The sequence below is a fragment of the Collimonas sp. OK412 genome (assembly GCF_900112135.1).
Lineage (GTDB): Bacteria > Pseudomonadota > Gammaproteobacteria > Burkholderiales > Burkholderiaceae_D > Collimonas > Collimonas rhizosphaerae.
Genome location: NZ_FOLC01000005.1, coordinates 90,262 through 108,398 on the forward strand (window position 1 = coordinate 90,262; position 18,137 = coordinate 108,398).

At 61.8% G+C, this 18,137-nt stretch carries 18 protein-coding genes; 4 read left to right on the forward strand and 14 right to left on the reverse strand.

The window, feature by feature from the left end:
- Positions 1-28 precede the first annotated feature (28 nt).
- Entirely contained in the window at positions 29-943 is a 915-nt protein-coding gene (locus BM062_RS07355; protein ID WP_092395343.1) for a LysR family transcriptional regulator, read from the forward strand.
- 47 nt (positions 944-990) lie between these two features.
- On the opposite strand, the gene phaP is transcribed toward BM062_RS07355, so the two are convergent.
- The 3 genes from phaP to BM062_RS07370 all read right to left on the reverse strand — a co-directional run bounded on the left by phaP (position 991) and on the right by BM062_RS07370 (position 3,648).
- A complete protein-coding gene (gene phaP, locus BM062_RS07360; protein WP_092395346.1) occupies positions 991-1,545 on the reverse strand; it encodes a TIGR01841 family phasin in 555 nt (184 codons plus the stop codon).
- A 136-nt stretch (positions 1,546-1,681) separates the two neighbouring features.
- Positions 1,682-2,464, reverse strand: a complete 783-nt coding sequence (locus tag BM062_RS07365; protein ID WP_254784980.1) for a M15 family metallopeptidase — start codon at positions 2,462-2,464, stop codon at positions 1,682-1,684.
- Positions 2,464-3,648: a patatin-like phospholipase family protein gene (locus BM062_RS07370; protein ID WP_254784982.1), complete on the reverse strand. Its 1,185-nt coding sequence runs from the start codon at positions 3,646-3,648 to the stop codon at positions 2,464-2,466. The genes BM062_RS07365 and BM062_RS07370 overlap by 1 nt, the downstream gene beginning before the upstream one ends.
- Positions 3,649-3,841: 193 nt before the next feature.
- On the opposite strand from BM062_RS07370, the gene BM062_RS07375 reads away from it, so the two are divergent.
- Positions 3,842-4,876: a Fe(3+) ABC transporter substrate-binding protein gene (locus BM062_RS07375; protein ID WP_092395351.1), complete on the forward strand. Its 1,035-nt coding sequence runs from the start codon at positions 3,842-3,844 to the stop codon at positions 4,874-4,876.
- A 173-nt stretch (positions 4,877-5,049) separates the two neighbouring features.
- Here BM062_RS07375 and BM062_RS07380 read toward each other — a convergent pair whose 3' ends face one another.
- Positions 5,050-6,132, reverse strand: coding sequence for an ABC transporter ATP-binding protein (locus BM062_RS07380; protein ID WP_092395354.1), 1,083 nt, complete (start codon positions 6,130-6,132; stop codon positions 5,050-5,052).
- A gap of 135 nt (positions 6,133-6,267) precedes the next feature.
- Here BM062_RS07380 and BM062_RS07385 point away from each other — a divergent pair, with 135 nt between their 5' ends.
- Entirely contained in the window at positions 6,268-7,896 is a 1,629-nt protein-coding gene (locus tag BM062_RS07385) for an ABC transporter permease (protein WP_092395357.1), read from the forward strand.
- A gap of 9 nt (positions 7,897-7,905) precedes the next feature.
- Here BM062_RS07385 and BM062_RS07390 read toward each other — a convergent pair whose 3' ends face one another.
- Together BM062_RS07390 and BM062_RS07395 are read right to left on the reverse strand one after the other, a co-directional pair.
- A complete protein-coding gene (locus tag BM062_RS07390; RefSeq protein ID WP_092395360.1) occupies positions 7,906-8,325 on the reverse strand; it encodes a type II toxin-antitoxin system HicB family antitoxin in 420 nt (139 codons plus the stop codon).
- On the reverse strand, positions 8,300-8,590 hold the full coding sequence (locus BM062_RS07395) for a type II toxin-antitoxin system HicA family toxin (RefSeq protein ID WP_139220010.1): 291 nt from the start codon (positions 8,588-8,590) through the stop codon (positions 8,300-8,302). The genes BM062_RS07390 and BM062_RS07395 overlap by 26 nt, the downstream gene beginning before the upstream one ends.
- Positions 8,591-8,801: 211 nt before the next feature.
- Between BM062_RS07395 and BM062_RS07400 the strand changes: the two genes are divergently transcribed.
- Positions 8,802-10,313 carry a B12-binding domain-containing radical SAM protein gene (locus BM062_RS07400; protein WP_092395363.1) on the forward strand — a complete coding sequence of 504 codons (1,512 nt, stop codon included), beginning with the start codon at positions 8,802-8,804 and terminating at the stop codon, positions 10,311-10,313.
- Here the strand turns inward: BM062_RS07400 and BM062_RS07405 are convergent.
- The 8 genes from BM062_RS07405 to BM062_RS07440 all read right to left on the reverse strand — a co-directional run bounded on the left by BM062_RS07405 (position 10,302) and on the right by BM062_RS07440 (position 18,011).
- Positions 10,302-10,547 carry a DUF3717 domain-containing protein gene (locus BM062_RS07405; protein ID WP_092395366.1) on the reverse strand — a complete coding sequence of 82 codons (246 nt, stop codon included), beginning with the start codon at positions 10,545-10,547 and terminating at the stop codon, positions 10,302-10,304. The genes BM062_RS07400 and BM062_RS07405 overlap by 12 nt on opposite strands.
- Before the next feature lie 53 nt (positions 10,548-10,600).
- Complete coding sequence (gene rbsD / locus BM062_RS07410) at positions 10,601-10,993, reverse strand: D-ribose pyranase (protein ID WP_092395369.1); 393 nt, start codon at positions 10,991-10,993, stop codon at positions 10,601-10,603.
- A 1-nt stretch (position 10,994) separates the two neighbouring features.
- Complete coding sequence (gene rbsK / locus BM062_RS07415; RefSeq protein WP_092395372.1) at positions 10,995-11,909, reverse strand: ribokinase; 915 nt, start codon at positions 11,907-11,909, stop codon at positions 10,995-10,997.
- A gap of 51 nt (positions 11,910-11,960) precedes the next feature.
- Complete coding sequence (locus BM062_RS07420; RefSeq protein WP_092395375.1) at positions 11,961-12,968, reverse strand: LacI family DNA-binding transcriptional regulator; 1,008 nt, start codon at positions 12,966-12,968, stop codon at positions 11,961-11,963.
- Between the two features lie 34 nt (positions 12,969-13,002).
- Positions 13,003-13,968 carry an ABC transporter permease gene (locus tag BM062_RS07425; protein ID WP_092395378.1) on the reverse strand — a complete coding sequence of 322 codons (966 nt, stop codon included), beginning with the start codon at positions 13,966-13,968 and terminating at the stop codon, positions 13,003-13,005.
- 23 nt (positions 13,969-13,991) lie between these two features.
- Positions 13,992-15,587, reverse strand: coding sequence for a sugar ABC transporter ATP-binding protein (locus tag BM062_RS07430; protein ID WP_254784983.1), 1,596 nt, complete (start codon positions 15,585-15,587; stop codon positions 13,992-13,994).
- A 93-nt stretch (positions 15,588-15,680) separates the two neighbouring features.
- Positions 15,681-16,637 carry a sugar ABC transporter substrate-binding protein gene (locus tag BM062_RS07435; protein ID WP_092395381.1) on the reverse strand — a complete coding sequence of 319 codons (957 nt, stop codon included), beginning with the start codon at positions 16,635-16,637 and terminating at the stop codon, positions 15,681-15,683.
- Positions 16,638-16,832: 195 nt separating this feature from the next.
- Positions 16,833-18,011: a pyridoxal phosphate-dependent aminotransferase gene (locus BM062_RS07440; protein WP_092395384.1), complete on the reverse strand. Its 1,179-nt coding sequence runs from the start codon at positions 18,009-18,011 to the stop codon at positions 16,833-16,835.
- Between the last annotated feature and the right edge of the window lie 126 nt (positions 18,012-18,137).

An 18,137-nucleotide genomic window follows, 5' to 3' on the forward strand; every position in this document is an offset into this window, starting at 1 on the left:
CCGAATTCCAAAATAATAAGGCACTGCGATGAATCTGTTCGAGGCGATGAAAGTATTTGTCAAAGTGACTGAAACCGGCAGCTTGTCGGGCGCGGCGCGGATCCTGAACCTGTCCAATCCCTCGGTGACGCGGCACATCGCCGACCTCGAGCAATACCTGGGCGCGCGCCTGCTGAACCGCAGCACGCGCCGCCTCAGTCTGACCGATACCGGCAGCGCTTACCTGGAGCGCTGCAAGCAGGTGCTGGCCGATCTTGAGCAAGCCACGCTGGCGGCCGGCATGCATGCCGCCAACCCGAGCGGCGTGTTGCGCGTCAACGCGCCGGTGTCGTTCTCCGTCAACCACCTGGGCCGGCTGCTGCCGCTGTATGCGCAGCGGTATCCGAATGTGGAGCTGGATGTGACCTTGTCCGACCGCATTGTCGACCTGGTCGAAGAAGGTTTCGACCTGGCGATCCGCATCGGCCGCCTGCAAAACTCCAGCCTGGTGATGCGCAAGCTGGCCAAGGCGCATGTGCTGACCTGCGCTGCCCCGGCTTATCTGGCGCAGCACGGCGTGCCGCAGCATCCTGACGACCTGGCCCGGCATGCCTGCCTGACATACGCCTATATGCAGCCAGGCAATGAATGGCGCCTGCAGCGCGACGGCAAGGTCCATACGGTGCGCGTCGGCGGCGGCCTGCATTGCAACAACGGCGATCTGCTGATGGCGGCGGCGGTAGCCGGCATGGGCATCATCCGCGAGCCGACGTTCATCATCGGCGACGCCATCCGCGACGGCCGCCTGCAGCCGATCCTCACCGATTACCACGGCGACGCCCTGGCGGTCCACGCGGTGTATCCGAGCCGCCAGCACCTCTCGGCCAAAGTGCGCACCTTTGTTGATTTCCTGGCGCAGCAGTTCGGCGAAGTGCCGGCCTGGGACCGCGACCTGCCAATATGAAAAAAGGCCGCATCAGCGGCCTTTTTCCTGGATCGGCAAGCGAGGACTTACTTCTTGCTGCGCGGCGTCGCCGCCTTGGTCAGCTGCGCGCCGGCGTTGTTCAGGTTGGCTTCCAGCGTTTCCACCGCCTGCTTGGCATTCTTGGTCAGCTGCTCATAACCGGCATTGGCGTTGCTGATCACTGATTTCAGGATCGCGATCGCATTTTCGGAACCGGCCGGCGCGTTCTTGCTGACTTCTTCAATCAAGGCATTGATGCGGCGGCTGGTTTCCGCCAATTGCGCTTCTGCGGCACGCGTGTATTCGGCCTGGGTGCCGGAAGCAATGCTGGCAAGGTGACGGCCGTAGGCTGCAGCCTTTTCGGCGCCAGGCTTGGCCTGGGCCGCAGAGATGTTGAGGAATTCCTGCGGATCCTTGGCGCTCAGCAGCTGCTTGGCGGCGCCGCCGGATTCTTCCAGCGAAGCCTTGGCCGCGTTGATGTTGAGTTCGATGACTTTTTCAACGCCCTCAAAGGTTTTTGTAGTCAGGGTATTGAGCAATGCCAACTGGGCTTCGAAATGCGCTTTGGTTGCTGCGGCAAACTGTTCATGAAACGAAAACATGGCCTTCTCCTGTGTGGACAAATCAACTCTTGCTATCAATATGGCAATATTGCACATTCTATGAGCAAAATGTGAATCTGCCTCCTGCCAAATTTAACAGTCCCTAGCAGCCTGTCGGACTTAGGATGATCGGCTGCTAGCCCGCCGCGGCAGCGCAAACCTTCCTGTCTTTCGGTTTGCCGCCATGGCCGGCACGGCAAGCACGGTAGGCAACCACCGTGCTTTCAAACAGCTGGCGCGCCTGCGGCGCCGGCAGTTTCGCCAGCCGTTCCGCCAGCTTGCGGCTGACCTGGAAATGCTGGTAATCGATGGGCTTTTTCCAATCCCCACCCCAGGTCAGAAAACCATGCTGCGCAAATAGTTCCACAACTTGCTCGCTGCTCCCCGCCCGGCCGGCGATGCGTTCGCCGAAAGCTTGCCCGGCCGGCGGACTGTAGGCCAGCCGGCCTTGCGCATCGCGCCGCACATACGGGTTTTGCAAAGGATTGATATCGATCGCCAAACCGTAGGCATGCAAGGACACCGCTCCGCCGCCGGTAATCGGCCTGTCATTGAAGGCAGAAGTGTTGTTGTCCGCCATCGAGGCGTCGTCATTGCCTTGATAATGCTCCATCAGGCGGGCCCGCGCAAGCGGGAAACGGCGCTTGAACAGCTCGTCGAACAGCGCTTTTACCTGTGGCGCGACCGCCGCCATGACCATGATCTCGCCGTCGTCGTGGCGCACCTGGTCAAAGTCGAGATACGAGAAACGGACCACTTGCAGCTGCGGGCAGTCAACCGGCGCCCCAGGCTGCAGTACGTGCTGCTTGAGCAGCGCGCATTGCTGGCTGTCCAGTCCAGGGACGGCGGCGGCCTGCAAAGCCATCCCGGCCAGCAGCAGCGCCAGCGTCAGCCTGCGCAGCGCGGAAGCAGCCGCCATCAGCTCACCGGCGGCATGACCAGTTCGTGCACCACCAGGCCGGCGTCGGAATCGCCGAACGTGTCGCCATTGGCTTTGACACGCTCGGCGGCCTGCATGGCGTCGGAGTAGCCTTGTTCCCAGCGCCATTCGATCGAGCCGCGCGAAAAATTGATGTCCTTGGACGGCATGTTCCAGTCATGGCCGCTATAGCGCAGGCGCACGATATGGATCGTGCTGTTGTCATGCAGGCCCTTGAATTCCTTGAGGTCCGATTTGCTGCGCAGCTCAGGCGGCAGCTTGTCGTACAGCGCTTGCGCGGCGCGCCGCAGTTGATACATGCGCAAGTAGTTTTCGATGTGGCGCTCCGAACGGGAGGCAAAGGTCACGTCTTTCTGGCGGTTCGTGATCTGGTCCAGGGTCACCGGCTCGGGACCGTTGGCGCTCCACAGATCCACCATGACGCACAAGGTGTTGCCATCGATGTCAGTCTTGGATTCGTCGTCCAGCACCACTTCCAGCGGCGTATTCGAATACAGGCCGCCGTCCCAGTACAGGTCGCCGTCTATCCGCACCGGCGCAAAGCCGGGCGGCAGGGCGCCGCTGGCCATGATGTGCTCGACGCCGATGGTCCTTTCCTGCGAATCGAAGTTGACCAGGCTGCCGCAAGCGACCTTCATCGCGCTGACGGTCAGGCGCATGCCGCCCGGATTGTTCAGGTGCTTGAAATCGACCAGGCGCGACAGCGTTTCCGCCAGCGGGGTGGTGTCGTAAAAGCTGGCTTTCTCGGCCGGCACCGGCCAGCCCAGCACGAAAGGATTCGGCGAACGCGGCGAGAAAAATCCCGGCACGCCGCGCGCAGTGACGTCGGTGGTGGTCCACCAGGTGTTGAACTGGCGCGCGCTGTCGGTGACCTTGCCCAGGTCCATCAGGTCGCCATGGCCGACCTGCTCCCAGAATTCCTTCAGCCGCGACAAGCGCATATCGCGCTCATTGCCGGCGATGATCGCGGCATTGATGGCGCCGATCGAAGTTCCCACCACCCAGTCCGGCGTCAGGCCGTTTTCATGCATCGCATGATAAACCCCGGCCTGATATGCCCCCAGCGCACCCCCGCCCTGCAATACCAGCGCCACACGCGGGGTGACGGACTCGGCTTTGGTTTTAGTACGGATTCGTGCTTTGGAAGTGGTTGCATTGCTCATTTGGCGCCCGTCTTGTGTAGGGAAGAGCAATCATATTAACCGATAGCGGCGGACGGCAGCGGCCACAGCCGATATGTCATCAAACCATCATAAACAGTAACGATTCTCATTTGTGATATATTAGCCTAGCCTTAAATGTAACTATTTGTTACGAGCAATGAATTATCATTCGATCACCAAAACAGGAGTCTCCATGTTGTTGCGCTCTCTCATCGCCAGCGCCGTGCTGGCCGCCAGTTCGGCTACCGTTATCGCTCAAGAGCAGGTGCTGAACCTGTATTCGGCGCGCCACTATCAAACCGACGAAGCGCTGTATGGCAATTTCACCAAGGCTACCGGCATCAAGATCAACCGCGTCGACGGCGACGACGCCGGCACCGTTGCGCGCCTGAAGAGCGAAGGCGCGGCCAGTCCGGCCGACGTGATCTTGCTGGTGGATGCGGCGCGCCTGTGGCGGGCGGAACAAGACGGCTTGTTCCAGCCGGTGAAATCGGCCATCCTCGACGAACGCATCCCGGCCAACCTGCGCGGCAAGGACAATGGCAAAGGATCGCAGTGGTTCGGTTTTTCGACTCGCGCCCGCGTGATCGTCTACAACAGGCAAAACGTCCAGCCGCAAGACGTCGAGACCTACGAAGCGCTGGCCGATCCGAAGAACAAGGGCAAGCTGTGCACCCGCTCCGGTTCGCATCCCTACAATGTGTCGCTGTTCGGCTCCTTGCTGGAACACCATGGCGAAGCCAGGACGGAAGCGCTGCTCAAGGGTTATGTCGCCAACCAGGCACGCTCGCCGGTGGGTGGCGACACCGACCAGATCAAGGCGGTCGCCTCCGGCGAATGCGGCGTGGCGATTTCGAATTCCTACTACGTGGCGCGGCTGATGAAATCGAGCAAGCCGGAAGATATCGAAGTCATGAAAAAAGTGGCGGTGATCTGGCCTAACCAGAAAACCACCGGCGCCCATGTCAACATCGCCGGCGCCGGCATCGCCAAGAACGCGCCGCATCGCGAGGCTGCGGTCAAGTTCCTGGAGTATTTGTCCAGCGACGACGCGCAGCGCTATTTCGCCGAAGGCAATAACGAATCGCCGGCAGTCAAAGGCGTGAAGAGCGGCAATCCGGCGCTGGATGCGCTCGGTCCGTACAAGGCGGAAGTGATCGACGTTTCCGCAGTGGGCCGCAACCAGCAGAAAGTCCAGCAATTGCTGGACCGCGCCAACTACAAATAATAGGAGGCCAGGATTGGAGCAAGGGCTGGCGCGCGATGCGCCAGCCCTTTTTCATGCCGGTGCACGATCTATTTTTTCCTGATCATGTAAATCGCCAGACCTACCATCAGCACCACGCCAAACTCCAGGCCGACCACAATATATTGCGCCATGATGATTATTTATCCGAAAAGTCATGCAGTTGATAAAGGGAAGGTCACCACGTGGCTCACATCCAGTTTGATGCCAATCCATTCGTCGACGGCATGGTCGTGATGCGACGGCACCAATGCCAGCAGCTCCTGGCCGCTCGCCAGCTGCAGCGTGTACAGGAATTCAGCGCCGCGGAAAGACTTGCGCTTTATGCGCGCCTTGAACGGCGAAGCGTCGTCATGCACGATATCGTCCGCGCGCAGCAACACGTCGAACGGAGCAGGCCCGTGCGCCTGGATATGCTGCAGGGCTGCGGCGCTGACGTCCTGCAAATCGCCCAAGGCGGTCGCTACCGCCGGCCGTCCATCGTGCTGGACCAGGCGGCCTGGCAGCAATACGCCGTGGCCGATGAAATCGGCGACAAAGCGCGTCGCCGGGCGATGGTACAGATCATAGGGCGCCGCCCATTGCTCCAGGTGGCCATGCTGCATCACGCCTACCACGTCACCTATCGCGAATGCTTCCAGCTGGTCGTGCGTCACCATCAGCGCCGTGATGCCGGCCTGCTTCAGGATCTGGCGCACGTCTTGCGCCAGGCGCTCGCGCAATTCGATGTCGAGGCTGGAAAACGGCTCGTCCAGCAACAGCAGGCGCGGCTCCGGCGCCAAGGCGCGCGCCAGCGCCACCCGCTGCTGCTGGCCGCCCGACAGTTGATGCGGATATTTTTCCTGCGAACCTTCCAGTCCCACCAGGGCCAGCATCTCATCGACCCGCCGCAAGCGCTGCTGGCGCGACGCGTCATGCAAGCCAAAGCCGATATTCGCGGCAATGTCCAGATGCGGGAACAAGGCAAAATCCTGGAACACCATGCCGATACGGCGCCGCTCGGCGGCAATCCTGGTCTCGGGCCCATCCAGCAGCACCTGCCCCAGAGAAATTCTCCCGCCCTGCGCCTGCTCCAGGCCGGCGATCGCGCGCAGCAAGCTGGTCTTGCCGCTGCCAGAAGGGCCGATCAGCACGCCGAGCTGGCCGGCGGCGAGCTGCAGCGACACGGCTTGCACCGCCGGCGCCGGCGCCGGCGCGCCTGGATAACTGACACTGACTTGATCGAGGGTGAGAAACATGGGAAACGGATAAGTGAGGCTGGTTGCAATTCGGTTGCTCGGGATGAAGCCGCGCTTGCAGTGCAAAGCCAGCAGCGGAAAGCCGTAGTTTACCGTACTCCCGTTTGCATCCCGTAATTTCCTGCTTCCATATACATGCCACTGATCGCTCTCATCGCACTGTTGATCGCACTCCCCCTGCTCGGCATCGGCGGCGCCTGGCTTCGGCTGGATGCGCAGGCGATCGCCCTGCTGTCGCAACAGATGCAGACAGTATTGCCGGCTTACCTGGCCACCTCGGCCTGGCTGGCGCTGGCGGTAACTGCCGGCGTAGTCGTGGTCGGCGCCGCCACGGCAGTCGCGGTCAGCCTGTTCGAATTCCGCGGCCGCCGTTTTTTCCAGTGGGCGCTGCTGCTGCCGATGGCGATGCCTGCCTATGTGTCGGCCTACGCCTACACTGACTTCCTCCAGTACAGTGGCGTGCTGCAGAGCAGCTTGCGCCAGCTTATCCCCGACCTGCGCCTGCCGGAAATACGCAGCCTGCCGGGCGCGATCTTCCTGTTCATCTTTACGCTCTATCCCTATACCTACCTGCTGGCGCGCAGCGCCTTGAACGAACGCGGAGTCCATCTCATGGAAGCCGCGCGCTTGCTGGGCACGCCCCTGGCTGCGCGCATCCGGCGCGTGGCGCTGCCGCTGGCGCGGCCGGCGCTGATGGCCGGCGCCGCGCTGGCGCTGATGGAAACCCTGGCCGACTATGGCGTCGGCGCCTATTTTGGCTTGAGCACTTTTACCACTGGCATCTATAAAGCATGGCTGGTCATGGACAGTCAGATGGTGGCGGCGCAACTGGCCTCGGTATTGCTGGCTATCGTCGCGCTGTTGCTGTGGGTCGAGCGCAAGGGCCAGCAGCGCATGCGCTTTTCCAGCGTACGAGGGCAACGCGGCGGTGCACCCGAAACCCGGCTTGCTCCCTTGTCTGGCTGGCGAGGTTTGCTGGCGTGGCTGGTATGCGGTTTGCCGATTGCGCTCGGGTTCGTGTTGCCGGTGCTGATCTTGCTGCGTTTGATGTGGCGCGAATTCCTGCACCAGGAAAGCGATCCCTACCTGAGCAGCGGCGTCGACCTGCTGCGTTACGCCGGCTGGGCCTGGAACAGTTTCCGCTTCGGCGCCATCGCAGCGGTGCTGGCGGTAGCAGTGGCGCTCGCGCTCAGCTATGTGCAGCGCAGCCGCGGCCTGCCCCCGTTCAAGCTATGGCTGTTGCGCCTGCTCACTCGCATGGCAGCGATGGGGTATGCCGTGCCCGGCTCGGTGATCGCAGTAGGCATCTTGCTGCCGCTGGCCTGGCTGCAAGCGCTGGCGCCGCAAAACCAGGCCGGGATCCTGGTGACGGCGACTTCGTTCGGCATCCTGTATGCCTACCTGGTGCGCTTCAGCGCGGTTGCCGTGCAATCGATAGAGGCCGGCTATGCGCGCATCCCAGCCACCCTTGACGAAGCGGCCCGCACTCTTGGCAGCAGCGGCTGGCGCATCGCCCGCGTCCTGCACGCTCCGCTGCTGTGGCGCTCGATGGCGACTGCGTTCCTGATGGTGTTCGTGGATGTGGTCAAGGAGTTGCCTGCCACCCTGCTGCTACGGCCATTCAATACAGATACGCTGGCGGTAATCGCGCACAACCTGGCGCGCGACGAGCGGCTCGGCGAAGCGGCGCTGCCGGCATTGACGATTGTAGCCGTAGGCTTGATCCCCGTGCTGCTGGTAACCAAAGCTCTGAACCGGCGTTAAGAATTTGCCTTATCCGGCGTTGCGCCGGGCCTTGGCAGGCACCGGGCGCAGGCGACTGCGGTCCGGCGTAGAACCGGGATCCTTGTTGATCGCCGCCGATACGCCATCGCTGACGCAGTCTTTCACGAAGTCGTTCAGGGACTGCCCCTTCCCTGCCGCCGCCACACTGGCGTTACGATGCAGTTCAGGCGTGAGGCGGACGTTAAACGTGCCGCTGCAGGGCTTGTCCGGTTCCAGGCCCTCGCGCCGGCATTTGTCCAGATAAGAATCCACCGCTTCTGCAAATGCAGCTTGCAGCTCCCTGACATTTTCCGCTTCGTAGCTGACAAGATCATTGATAAACAATATCTCGCCATGCAGGCAGCCATCCTCGATGCTGACCTCGATCGAGCCCGAATAATTTTTATAGCTGAGTATTTTGTCGCTCATTGCATTCCTCGCTGGCGTTCGTCAAACCGTACTCTTTCAGCTTGCCGTTGACCTTTAACAATAAATATCTTTTCACGATATTGCCTGGATGGGGCTTATGCACAAAAATCTTAAGGCCCGCAGCGGTTCTAAAACAGCGATAAGAACCGCCCTTGTCTGAAAACTCGATAAACCCGTATGCGCTGAGCAGGCTGACCAGCTCATGCCATGTAAAGTCTGCTGGAACGGATGCAGCCCGGCTGCGCAATTTATCGGCTTTAGTCATTTGATTATCCTGCCCCTTCCTGAAAATTGCAACTGGAAATTAGTTGCAAAATAGTGTTTCTCCGTCCGCAACGATTTATTTCAATATTCGTGAACAAGATTGATTGTGTCAATTTGGCAATTCCCCTAAAAGCTTAGGGGGACATCCAGGTCGGCAGGCGTAAAATGCAGCATCCCGCAGTTTCTGCCGCCAATCTTTTCGCTAGCCACCTATGACCATCCTGCTGTCCACGCTCAATGCGCGTTATTCCCACGCCTCGCTCGGGCTGCGCTATCTGCAGGCCAACATGGGTGATCTGCGCGAAGCCACGCAGCTGCACGAATTCGTCATCGGCGCCAAGACCGCCGACATCGTCGAGAAGCTGCTGGCGCACAAGGCCGAGACAGGCGTCACCATCGTCGGCTTCGGCGTGTATATCTGGAATATCGAGGAAACCACCAAGGTGGTGGCGATGCTGAAGCGAGTCGCGCCGGACATGGTGATTGTCCTGGGCGGACCGGAAGTGTCCTACGAATCGGCCGAACAGCAGATCGTCCAGCTCGCCGATTACCTGGTGACAGGCTGGGGCGACGTCACCTTGCCGCAACTGTGCCGGCAGATCCTGCACGGTCCGAAACCGCTGATGAAAGTCCATGCCGGAGTACAGCCGCCGATGGCCGATATCGTGCTGCCGTACAGCTTGTACAGCGACCATGACATCGCCCATCGCACCTTGTACGTGGAAGCTTCGCGCGGCTGTCCGTTCAAATGCGAATTCTGCCTGTCGGCGCTGGACAAGACAGCCTGGCCGTTTGCGCTCGATGCATTCCTGGCCGAGATGGAGTCGCTGCATGCGCGCGGCGCACGGCTGTTCAAGTTCGTCGACCGCACCTTCAACCTGAACGTCAAGACCAGCCTGAAGATCTTGCAGTTCTTCCTCGACAAGCTGGCGGCCAATCCGGACGATCCGGTGTTTGCCCATTTCGAGCTGGTGCCGGATCATCTGCCGGATGCATTGAAGGAATCGATTGCGCAATTCCCGCCCGGCGCCTTGCAATTTGAAATCGGCATCCAGAGCTTCAATCCCGAAGTGCAGGCGCTGGTGAGCCGCAGGCAAAACAACGAAAAGGCAGCGGAAAACATCCGCTGGCTGATGCAGCAATCGCAGGCCCACCTGCATGTCGACCTGATCGCCGGCCTGCCGGGCGAAGATGTCGCCAGTTTCGCCAGCGGCTTCGACCGCCTGGTGGCGCTGCAGCCGCACGAAATCCAGTTCGGCATCCTCAAGCGCCTGCGCGGCACGCCGATCATCCGCCACACCGAGCCTTACGGCCTGGTCTTCGACCCGCATCCGCCCTACACCATCCTCGCCACCAGCAAGATCGACTTTCCCACCATGCAGCGCCTGCAGCGGTTTTCGCGCTACTGGGACCTGGTCGCCAATTCAGGCCGCTTCGCCCATACGCTGCCGATCCTGCTGGGCGATTCGCCGTTCGCCAACTTCATGGCGTTTTCCGACTGGCTCTACGGCAAGACCGACGCCACCCACAGGATTGCGCTGGACAGGCTGGCGGGCCTGGTCGGCCAATGGCTGAGATTACAGGGGATGAGCGAGAGTGCGGTCAACGCCGTGCTCAGCACGGACTACGCAGGCAAGCCGGCCAGGCCGGCGGACTTGCCGCCTATGACCAAACCGGACGCGGCAGCTGCGCCCAAACGGCAGGCCCGCCACTTAACCCACTGACCTGGCGGCGGCGCTGATATCCAGCATGTGCTGGCGCCAGGCGCCGATCAGCTGCTGCGCCACGCTGTCCATGGAGGCCAGCGCCACGCTGCTGCTGTGGTTGATGATCATCAGGGCATATACATCGGCGAGCGCATTGACCTCGGGGGACAATGCACATTCTTCTCCTACCGCAGGCCGTTGCAGACGCCAGTAATTGATGGCTTGTTCCAGTTCGGGCAATGAGATATTCATGGCTTTATTGTACCTGCCGATGCCGACTTGTCAGCCATGCGGTACAAATATTGTCAAAAAACCACGCCTGCAACCAGGATGATATTGGCATACGGCGTGAACTCGCCGGTGCGGATGACCGCCTTTGCGCTGTGCGTCATGCGCTTGAAATCAGCGTGCGACAAAGTCCGCTTGTCGGGCAGGCCGAGCGCCTCGATCTGCTGCGCCAGCTGCGGGCTGTGCAATGGCAGTTCATCGGCCAGCACATGATGTTCGACCTGCATTTCAGTCAACACGGTTTCCAGCGTAACCATGAAACCGGGCACACCGCGCGTCAGCGCCAGGTCGATCAGCGGCACGCCAGGCGGCACCGGCAGGCCGGCGTCGCCGATCACCACGCTTTCGCCATGGCCGAGCGATGCGATCAGTTGCGACAACGCGATATTCAGCAATGGACTCTTCTTCATCTCAAGCCTCCAGTTCGCGGCGATAAGGAATCGAGGTTTGCGCGCCGACGCGGGCCACGCTCAAGGCCGCTGCGCATTGGCCGAAGGCGATAGCGTCGGCTTCGCTGCGGCCTTCCGCCAGCGCGGCGACAAAACCGCCAATGAAGGTATCGCCGGCAGCGGTGGTGTCCACCGCCTTGGTCGGCTGCGCCGCAAAATGGACCGAGCCTGACGACAGCGCAGCATAAACGCCTTTCTCGCCCAAGGTGACCAGCACATTGCTGCTGCCATCGGCGCGCAACTTTGCGACTGCGGCTTCGATAGCGGCGTCGTTATCCAGGCTGGCGGCATTCAGGCCGGCCAGCATGGCCGCCTCGATTTCATTCGGGATCAGGTATTCCACCTGCGCCAGCAAATCGGCTGGCAAGGCTTGCGCCGGCGCCGGATTGAGCACCACGGTCTTGCCCAGCTGATGCGCCAGCCCGATTGCGTGGCGTACGGTTGCCAGCGGCGTTTCCAGCTGCAGGACGACGATGCGCGCCTGTTCGATCAAGCCGCGCGCGGCATCGATATGGGCCGGGCTCAAGGCGTCGTTGGCGCCGGCCGCCAGCACGATGCTGTTCTGGCCGCTGGCGTCGACCAGGATCGAAGCCACGCCCGATGCTTCGCCGCTGATCGTGCTGACATGGCTGTCGTCGATGCCGTCGTTGCGCAAGGCGGCGCGCAGTTCCGTCCCGAACGCATCGTCGCCGAGGCAAGCCACCATCGCCACTTTGACGTCGTCGGCGCTGAGGCGCGCGCAAGCGACTGCCTGGTTCGCGCCCTTGCCGCCCGAGATGGTCTGGAAGCGCCCGCCGGAAAGGGTTTCACCGGGATGCGGCATGCGCGGCACGTTAAGCACCAGGTCCATGTTGATACTGCCGATGATGACGATCATGTGCGTTCTTTAAATAAGGATTACTAAAAAAGGAAACTGAAACTCAAGCCGTCACGACGCCACGGTCGAACCGCGGACATGCAATTCTGGCGCAATCGACAACCGTTGCAAAGGGCGGTCGGGCGTTGCGATCCGCTGCAGCAGGCATTCGGCCGTGAGCTGGCCCAGCCTGCGGGTATTCTGGGCGACGCTGGTCAGGGTCGGATGGACAAACTGGGCCAGGTCGATATCGTCGAAGCCCACCACCGCCAGCGCCTGCGGCACCGCGATGCCGAGCTCAGCCGCGGCACGCAGCGCGCCGAACGCCATCAGGTCATTACAGCAAAAAATCGCGTCCGGCGCCTGCGAAGGCAGGGATGCAAAGCGCGCCAGCAGGCTGCGCGCCGCCAGGTAGCCGCCGGCGCTGGTGAAATCGGCATAGGCCAGCAGCGCCTCCGGCAATTCGACGCCGGCAGCCAGCAAAGTCTGGCGCAGGCCGCCGATCCGCTCGCGCGAAATGGCGATGTCCTGCGGGCCGCCGATGCAGGCGATGCGGCGCCGACCCAGGCTAAGCAGGTGCCGGGCCGCCAGCACGCCGCCGGCGGCGTTGTCGACCGCCACCAGGTCAATCGCCATGTCCTTCGGCGCACGGTCCAGCAGCACCGTCGGCACCTTCATCTTGCGCAGCAGTTCGCCGTCGGTCTGCGCCAGCGTAGCCACGATCAGGCCATCGCAGCGCTTGGTCAGCAATACGTTCAGGTAATCGCGCTGCTTGGCCGGATCGTCGTCGGAGTTGCACAGGATGACGCTGTAGCCGGCGGCATAACAACTGTCTTCGATGCCGCGCGCCACTTCCGAAAAATACGGATTGGTGTTGTTCGGGATGATCAGGCCGATACTGCCGGTAGCCTTGCTTTTCAAGGAACGCGCCAGCGCGCTCGGCACATAAGCCATCGACTCCACCGCCGCCAGCACTCGCGCCCGGGCGTCGGCGCTGACCGGCCGGGTCTGGTTCAGGACGTGCGAAACCGTGGTGTATGAAACCCCGGCCGTGCGCGCTACATCCTTGATGGTTGCCATGTTATTTACTCAATGCCTGGTTGCGGGCGGTAGTTTAATGCGTGGAACGTTCGCCGCGGCGGCGGTAAGTATCGAGCACCACGGCAGCGACAATCACCAGGCCGGTAATGATGCGTTTCATCGGTTCACTGACGCCGACCTGCGCCAGGCCCGCTTCCAGCACCGAGATGATCAGCACGCCGATGAAGGTGCTGATCACCGAGCCGCGCCCGCCCATCAGGCTGGTGCCGCCGATCACCACGGCCGCAATCACTTGCAGCTCCATGCCGACGCCGCCATTCGGGTCGGCCGCCTCCAGCCGCGATACCTGGAACAAGGCGCCGACGCCGGCCAGCAAACCCATCAGGGCGAACACCAGCACCTTGCTGGGCCGCGGATTGATGCCGGACAGGCGCACCGCTTCTTCATTGGTGCCGATGCCGATCCAGTGGCGTCCCAGCACGGTCTTGGTCAATACCAGGTGGCCGACAACCACAATCAGGATGGCAGACAGGAAAGCCGGCGACATGCCGAACAGGATAGGCGAACTGATGCCGTCCACCGCGCTGCCGATATATTCGGTACGCGAGTTGGTGACCTGGTAAGCCAGGCCGCGCGCCATTTCCAGCACGCCCAGTGAAACGATAAAAGAAGGAATGCGCCAGCCGACCGAAATCAGGCCGGTCAGCATGCCGCACAAACTGGCCACCAGCACGCCCAGCGTAGCGGCTGCGAACAGGGGCCAGCCCCAGCGCACCATCGCCATCGACAGCACCGAAGCCGCCAGCGCCATGACCGAACCCACCGACAGGTCGATGCCGCCGATGATCAGCACAAACGTCATGCCGACCGCCATCACCACCAGCGTCGGGATATCGTTGGACAAGGTAGTGAAGGTCGCAGCGGTCAGGAAATTTTCGCTCAGGATAGAGAACAGCACGCACATGGCCAGCAGCGCGCCGATCAGGCCCAGGTAATTCTTCAGGCCGGACATGCTTCGGGTAAAAGAAAGTGTTGTCATGATTTTCGGATAGGTTAAGGACTTCAGGCAGCTTGCGCGGCTGCAGTATCTGCAGGAGCGTTGCCGTTGCCGTTCATGTAGCCGCTGAAGGCCGCCGCCAGGATCGTCTCCTGGCTCCACTGGCCGCGCTCGAACGTGTCGACCAGCTTGCCGGCGCTCATCACTGCGATGCGGTCGCAGATCAGCATCAGTTCGCGCAGGTCGCTCGATACGATCAGCAGTCCCTTGCCTTGGCGCGACAGTTCGGCCAGCAGCTTGTAGATATCGAACTTGGCGCCGATGTCGATGCCGCGGGTCGGTTCGTCGAACAGCATGATCGGGCAATCGCGATACAGCCAGCGCGCAATCACCACCTTCTGCTGGTTGCCGCCGGACAGTTCTCCTGCCGCCTGCATGCCGTTGCGCGAGCGGATCCGCAGGCGCTTGATGTAATCGCCGGCGACCTCGGCTTCGGCCTGCTGGTCAAGCACGCCGAATCTGCTGACCGCCGAGAGCTTGGCCAGCGTCGTGTTCAAGCCGATCGATTGCGGCAGCAGCAAACCCTGGCTCTTGCGGTCTTCGGTGATCATGGCGATGCCGGCGGCGATGGCGTCTTTCGGCGAAGAAATTTTTGCTGGCTGCGCTTGATCGCCGATGAACACCTCGCCCTGGTCGGCCCGGTCGGCGCCGAAAACAAGGCGCAGCAATTCGGTGCGGCCGGAGCCGATCAGGCCGGCAACGCCGAGGATCTCGCCGGCGCGCAAATCGAATGAAGTCGGCGCAACCGCCTTGCCGCGTCCGATATTGCGCACGCGCAGCAACGGCGCCCCGATGGTGCGGTGGCCAAGATCCAGCTCGGCTTCGGCGGCGCGGCCGACCATCAGCTGCACCAGCGCATCGGTGCTGTAGCCGCCGATGGCGTCGTCGCACACCAGCTGGCCGTCGCGCAATACGGCAATGCGGTCGGCCACCTGCTTCAGCTCTTCCAGCCGATGCGAAATATAGATGATGGCAACGCCTTCCGACTGCAGCCGGGCAATCTGCGTAAACAGCAGTTCGACTTCGCGGCTGGTCAGCATGGCGGTCGGCTCGTCGAGCACCAGCAAGCGGCAGCTGCCGATCAGGTTGCGCGCGATTTCCACCATTTGCTGGTGGCCCACGCCCAGTTCGCCGACCGGCGTCCAGGGGTCGAGGTCGGTCAATCCTACCGCCGCCATCTGGATCCGCGTATCCTCTGCCAGCCTGGCCTTGTCGATCCAGCCGAAGCGATGCGGCAGCTGGTTGAAATACAGGTTTTCAGCAATGCTCAGGGTCGGGATCAGGTTCAGTTCCTGCATCACCATGCGGATGCCGAGATGTTCGGCTTCCTTGCGCGAACCTGGCTGGTAACGCTGGCCGTCGAGCAGCATGCTGCCCGTGGTGGGATCGACCAGGCCACAGACGATTTTCGACAGCGTGCTTTTGCCGGCGCCGTTTTCACCGGTCAGGGCCAGGATCTGGCCCGGGCTGATGCTGATCGAGACATCGCTCAAGACCGGCTCGACATAGGTCTTGCCGATGCCGCTCAAACTCAACATGGGAACTGCGGATGCAGCGGCGCGCCCGTCGGAGCGCGCCGCCGCCATGGATTCATTGGACATTCTGTACTCCAGCAGTGACAGCTGTAGTTATGCTTGGCGGAGCAAGGCAAGGTACTTTCTACCTTGCCCCGCGCGGTTGCGCAATTAATTGGATTATTTGCTGTCTTTCGTCACCAGCGCGACCTTGGTCTCGACGGTGCCGCCGAGCGTGTTCTGGGCCTTCTTGTCGGTAATCGCTTTCAACACCGTCTCGATGCCGAATACCGCTTGCTGCGAAGCGAACTGGTCGGCTGTCGCCAGGACCCGGCCGTCTTTCAGCATCGGCTTGATGGCGTTGATGTTGTCGTAGCCGACCACCAGCACCTTGCCGGTCTTGCCTGCGGCCTTGACCGCGGCGACTGCACCCAGGGCCATGTTGTCGTTACCGGCCAACAATGCCTTGATGTCAGGATGCGCATTCAGCATGGCGGCAGCGATCTGGTTGCCCGGCGCCATTTCCCACTGGCCCGATTGCACGCCGACGACCTTGGCGCCGACCGCGCTCATTGCATCCTGGAAGCCCAGGGTGCGCTGCTGCGCATTGATGGTGGTCGACACGCCTTCGATGATGCCGACCTTGTCGCCGCTCTTGATCTGCTTGGCCAGGTAGTCGCCGACCAGCTTGGCGCCCTTGCGGTTATCCGGGCCGACGAACGGCACGGTGATGCCTTTTTCCTTGAGGGCGGCATCATCCAGCTTGTTATCGATATTGACCACGATGATGCCGGCGTCGATGGCTTTCTTGATGACAGGCACCAGCGCCTTGGAGTCGGCCGGCGCGATCACCAGGCCGTTGACCTTGGAAACGATCATCTGTTCGACGATCTTGATCTGGTTGGAAGTGTCTTGTTCATCCTTGATGCCGTTGGCAAGCAAGTCATACTGGGCGGCATGCGCCTTCTGGTGTTCCTTGGCGCCGTTTTCCATGGTCAGGAAAAATTCATTGGCGAGCGATTTCATCACCAGCGCGACCTTCGGTTTGGCGGCGGTCTGCGCCATGGCTGGCAGGGACGGCAATGCGCAGACCAGGACGGTGGCGGCAATCAGCTTGAGGCGGATACGGGTATTCATCGAAAGTCTCCTGAAATTTGTTGTTGAGCGGCATGTTTATCGTGCCATCATTTGGAACGCGCAAACGTTTGCGCGTTTCGATGATAGCACCAGATCCAGCCAAAACTCAAGACCGTTGCATTGCTTGCCAAAACCGCAATGAACTGTCCGGGCGGCGGCTAACCGGGGAATCCCGGTGCCGGGACGGATGCCGGATCAGGAGGAAAGAAAGCGCTCCAGCCGCTGCACGCCATCTTCCAGGCGCTCGATCGAACTGGCAAAACACCAGCGCACATAACCTTCGCCTTCGGGACCGAAGGCATTGCCGGGCGCCAGGCCAAGGCCGGCCTCGCGCACCAGCTGCTTGCACAGCGCCAGGCTGTCGCTGACGCCGTCGACGCGGAAAAACAGATACATCGCACCCTTGGGCCGCGGCGCCGTAATTCCCGGCAAAGCGTTCAGGCGCTGGTACAGGAAATCGCGCGCCGCGCGATAACGGGCCACCGTGGCGCCGATGATTTCATCGCCGCGCTCGATGGCGACTACGCCGGCGCGCTGCACGAAGCCGGGCGCGCAGGAAGTGTTGTACTCGATCAGCTTGCCGATGTCCGTCATCAAGGCCGGCGGCGCTACCAGCCATCCCAGCCGCCAGCCGGTCATCAGCCAGGATTTGGAAAAGCTGTTGGAGGAAATCAGGCGGTCGTCGGCAGCGGAGATATCCAGGAAGGATGGCGCGCATTGCGGTGCATCGGGCTGGTCGGTGTATACCAGCCGCTCATAGACATCGTCGGCCACGATCCAGATGCCATGCCGGCGGCAGTGCGCCAGGACGATCTCCTGCTGTTCACGCGGCATGACCCAGCCGGTCGGATTGTTGGGCGAGTTCAGCAGGACCGCGCGGGTATCCGGCGTCAAGGCGTCCAGCAGCCGCTGCAGATCGAGCTCCCAGGTATGGCCGAACTGCAGCGCCACCCGCGTCACCTCTGCGCCGAGGATCTTCGGAATCTCGGCGACATTCGGCCACAGCGGCGTCACCGCCACCACGCGGTCGCCGGGATTGATGATCAGCTGCGACAGCACCATCAGCGCCGATACGCCGGACGAGGTAACCGCGATCCGGCTGGCATCGACGGGCTGGTGCAAAGCGGACAAATAAGCCGCGATCGCCGCCCGCAAAGACGGGATGCCATAGTTGTGGGTATAGAAGGTATCGCCGTCATCCAGTCCGGCCTTGGCCGCATCGCGGATGAAGCTCGGGGTTACCTGGTCGGGCTCGCCGAACCAGAACGGCAGGACATCGCTGCGGCCCATGCCGACGTTGGCCACTTCGCGGATGCGCGAAGCTTCCAGTTGGCGCACCACGGCGCGGGCGACGGCAGGATGATCCAGGGGCATGGCAATATCCGGTGAGCAAAAGCGATAAGCAAGTGTAGCCGAAGCATGGCCGGCGGTGGCACGGCAAAATCACCGAGCCAGTCCCCGGCGCCCTGTCCGCAGCAATAAAAAAGCCGCTCAACGAGC

Bases quoted from the DNA above. Each gene is read 5' to 3' on its own strand.
- BM062_RS07355 (WP_092395343.1), top strand. From the start codon at position 29: ATGAATCTGTTCGAGGCGATGAAAGTATTTGTCAAAGTGACTGAAACC.
- phaP (WP_092395346.1), bottom strand. From the start codon at position 1,545: ATGTTTTCGTTTCATGAACAGTTTGCCGCAGCAACCAAAGCGCATTTC.
- BM062_RS07365 (WP_254784980.1), bottom strand. From the start codon at position 2,464: ATGGCGGCTGCTTCCGCGCTGCGCAGGCTGACGCTGGCGCTGCTGCTG.
- BM062_RS07370 (WP_254784982.1), bottom strand. From the start codon at position 3,648: ATGAGCAATGCAACCACTTCCAAAGCACGAATCCGTACTAAAACCAAA.
- BM062_RS07375 (WP_092395351.1), top strand. From the start codon at position 3,842: ATGTTGTTGCGCTCTCTCATCGCCAGCGCCGTGCTGGCCGCCAGTTCG.
- BM062_RS07380 (WP_092395354.1), bottom strand. From the start codon at position 6,132: ATGTTTCTCACCCTCGATCAAGTCAGTGTCAGTTATCCAGGCGCGCCG.
- BM062_RS07385 (WP_092395357.1), top strand. From the start codon at position 6,268: ATGCCACTGATCGCTCTCATCGCACTGTTGATCGCACTCCCCCTGCTC.
- BM062_RS07390 (WP_092395360.1), bottom strand. From the start codon at position 8,325: ATGAGCGACAAAATACTCAGCTATAAAAATTATTCGGGCTCGATCGAG.
- BM062_RS07395 (WP_139220010.1), bottom strand. From the start codon at position 8,590: ATGACTAAAGCCGATAAATTGCGCAGCCGGGCTGCATCCGTTCCAGCA.
- BM062_RS07400 (WP_092395363.1), top strand. From the start codon at position 8,802: ATGACCATCCTGCTGTCCACGCTCAATGCGCGTTATTCCCACGCCTCG.
- BM062_RS07405 (WP_092395366.1), bottom strand. From the start codon at position 10,547: ATGAATATCTCATTGCCCGAACTGGAACAAGCCATCAATTACTGGCGT.
- rbsD (WP_092395369.1), bottom strand. From the start codon at position 10,993: ATGAAGAAGAGTCCATTGCTGAATATCGCGTTGTCGCAACTGATCGCA.
- rbsK (WP_092395372.1), bottom strand. From the start codon at position 11,909: ATGATCGTCATCATCGGCAGTATCAACATGGACCTGGTGCTTAACGTG.
- BM062_RS07420 (WP_092395375.1), bottom strand. From the start codon at position 12,968: ATGGCAACCATCAAGGATGTAGCGCGCACGGCCGGGGTTTCATACACC.
- BM062_RS07425 (WP_092395378.1), bottom strand. From the start codon at position 13,968: ATGACAACACTTTCTTTTACCCGAAGCATGTCCGGCCTGAAGAATTAC.
- BM062_RS07430 (WP_254784983.1), bottom strand. From the start codon at position 15,587: ATGTCCAATGAATCCATGGCGGCGGCGCGCTCCGACGGGCGCGCCGCT.
- BM062_RS07435 (WP_092395381.1), bottom strand. From the start codon at position 16,637: ATGAATACCCGTATCCGCCTCAAGCTGATTGCCGCCACCGTCCTGGTC.
- BM062_RS07440 (WP_092395384.1), bottom strand. From the start codon at position 18,011: ATGCCCCTGGATCATCCTGCCGTCGCCCGCGCCGTGGTGCGCCAACTG.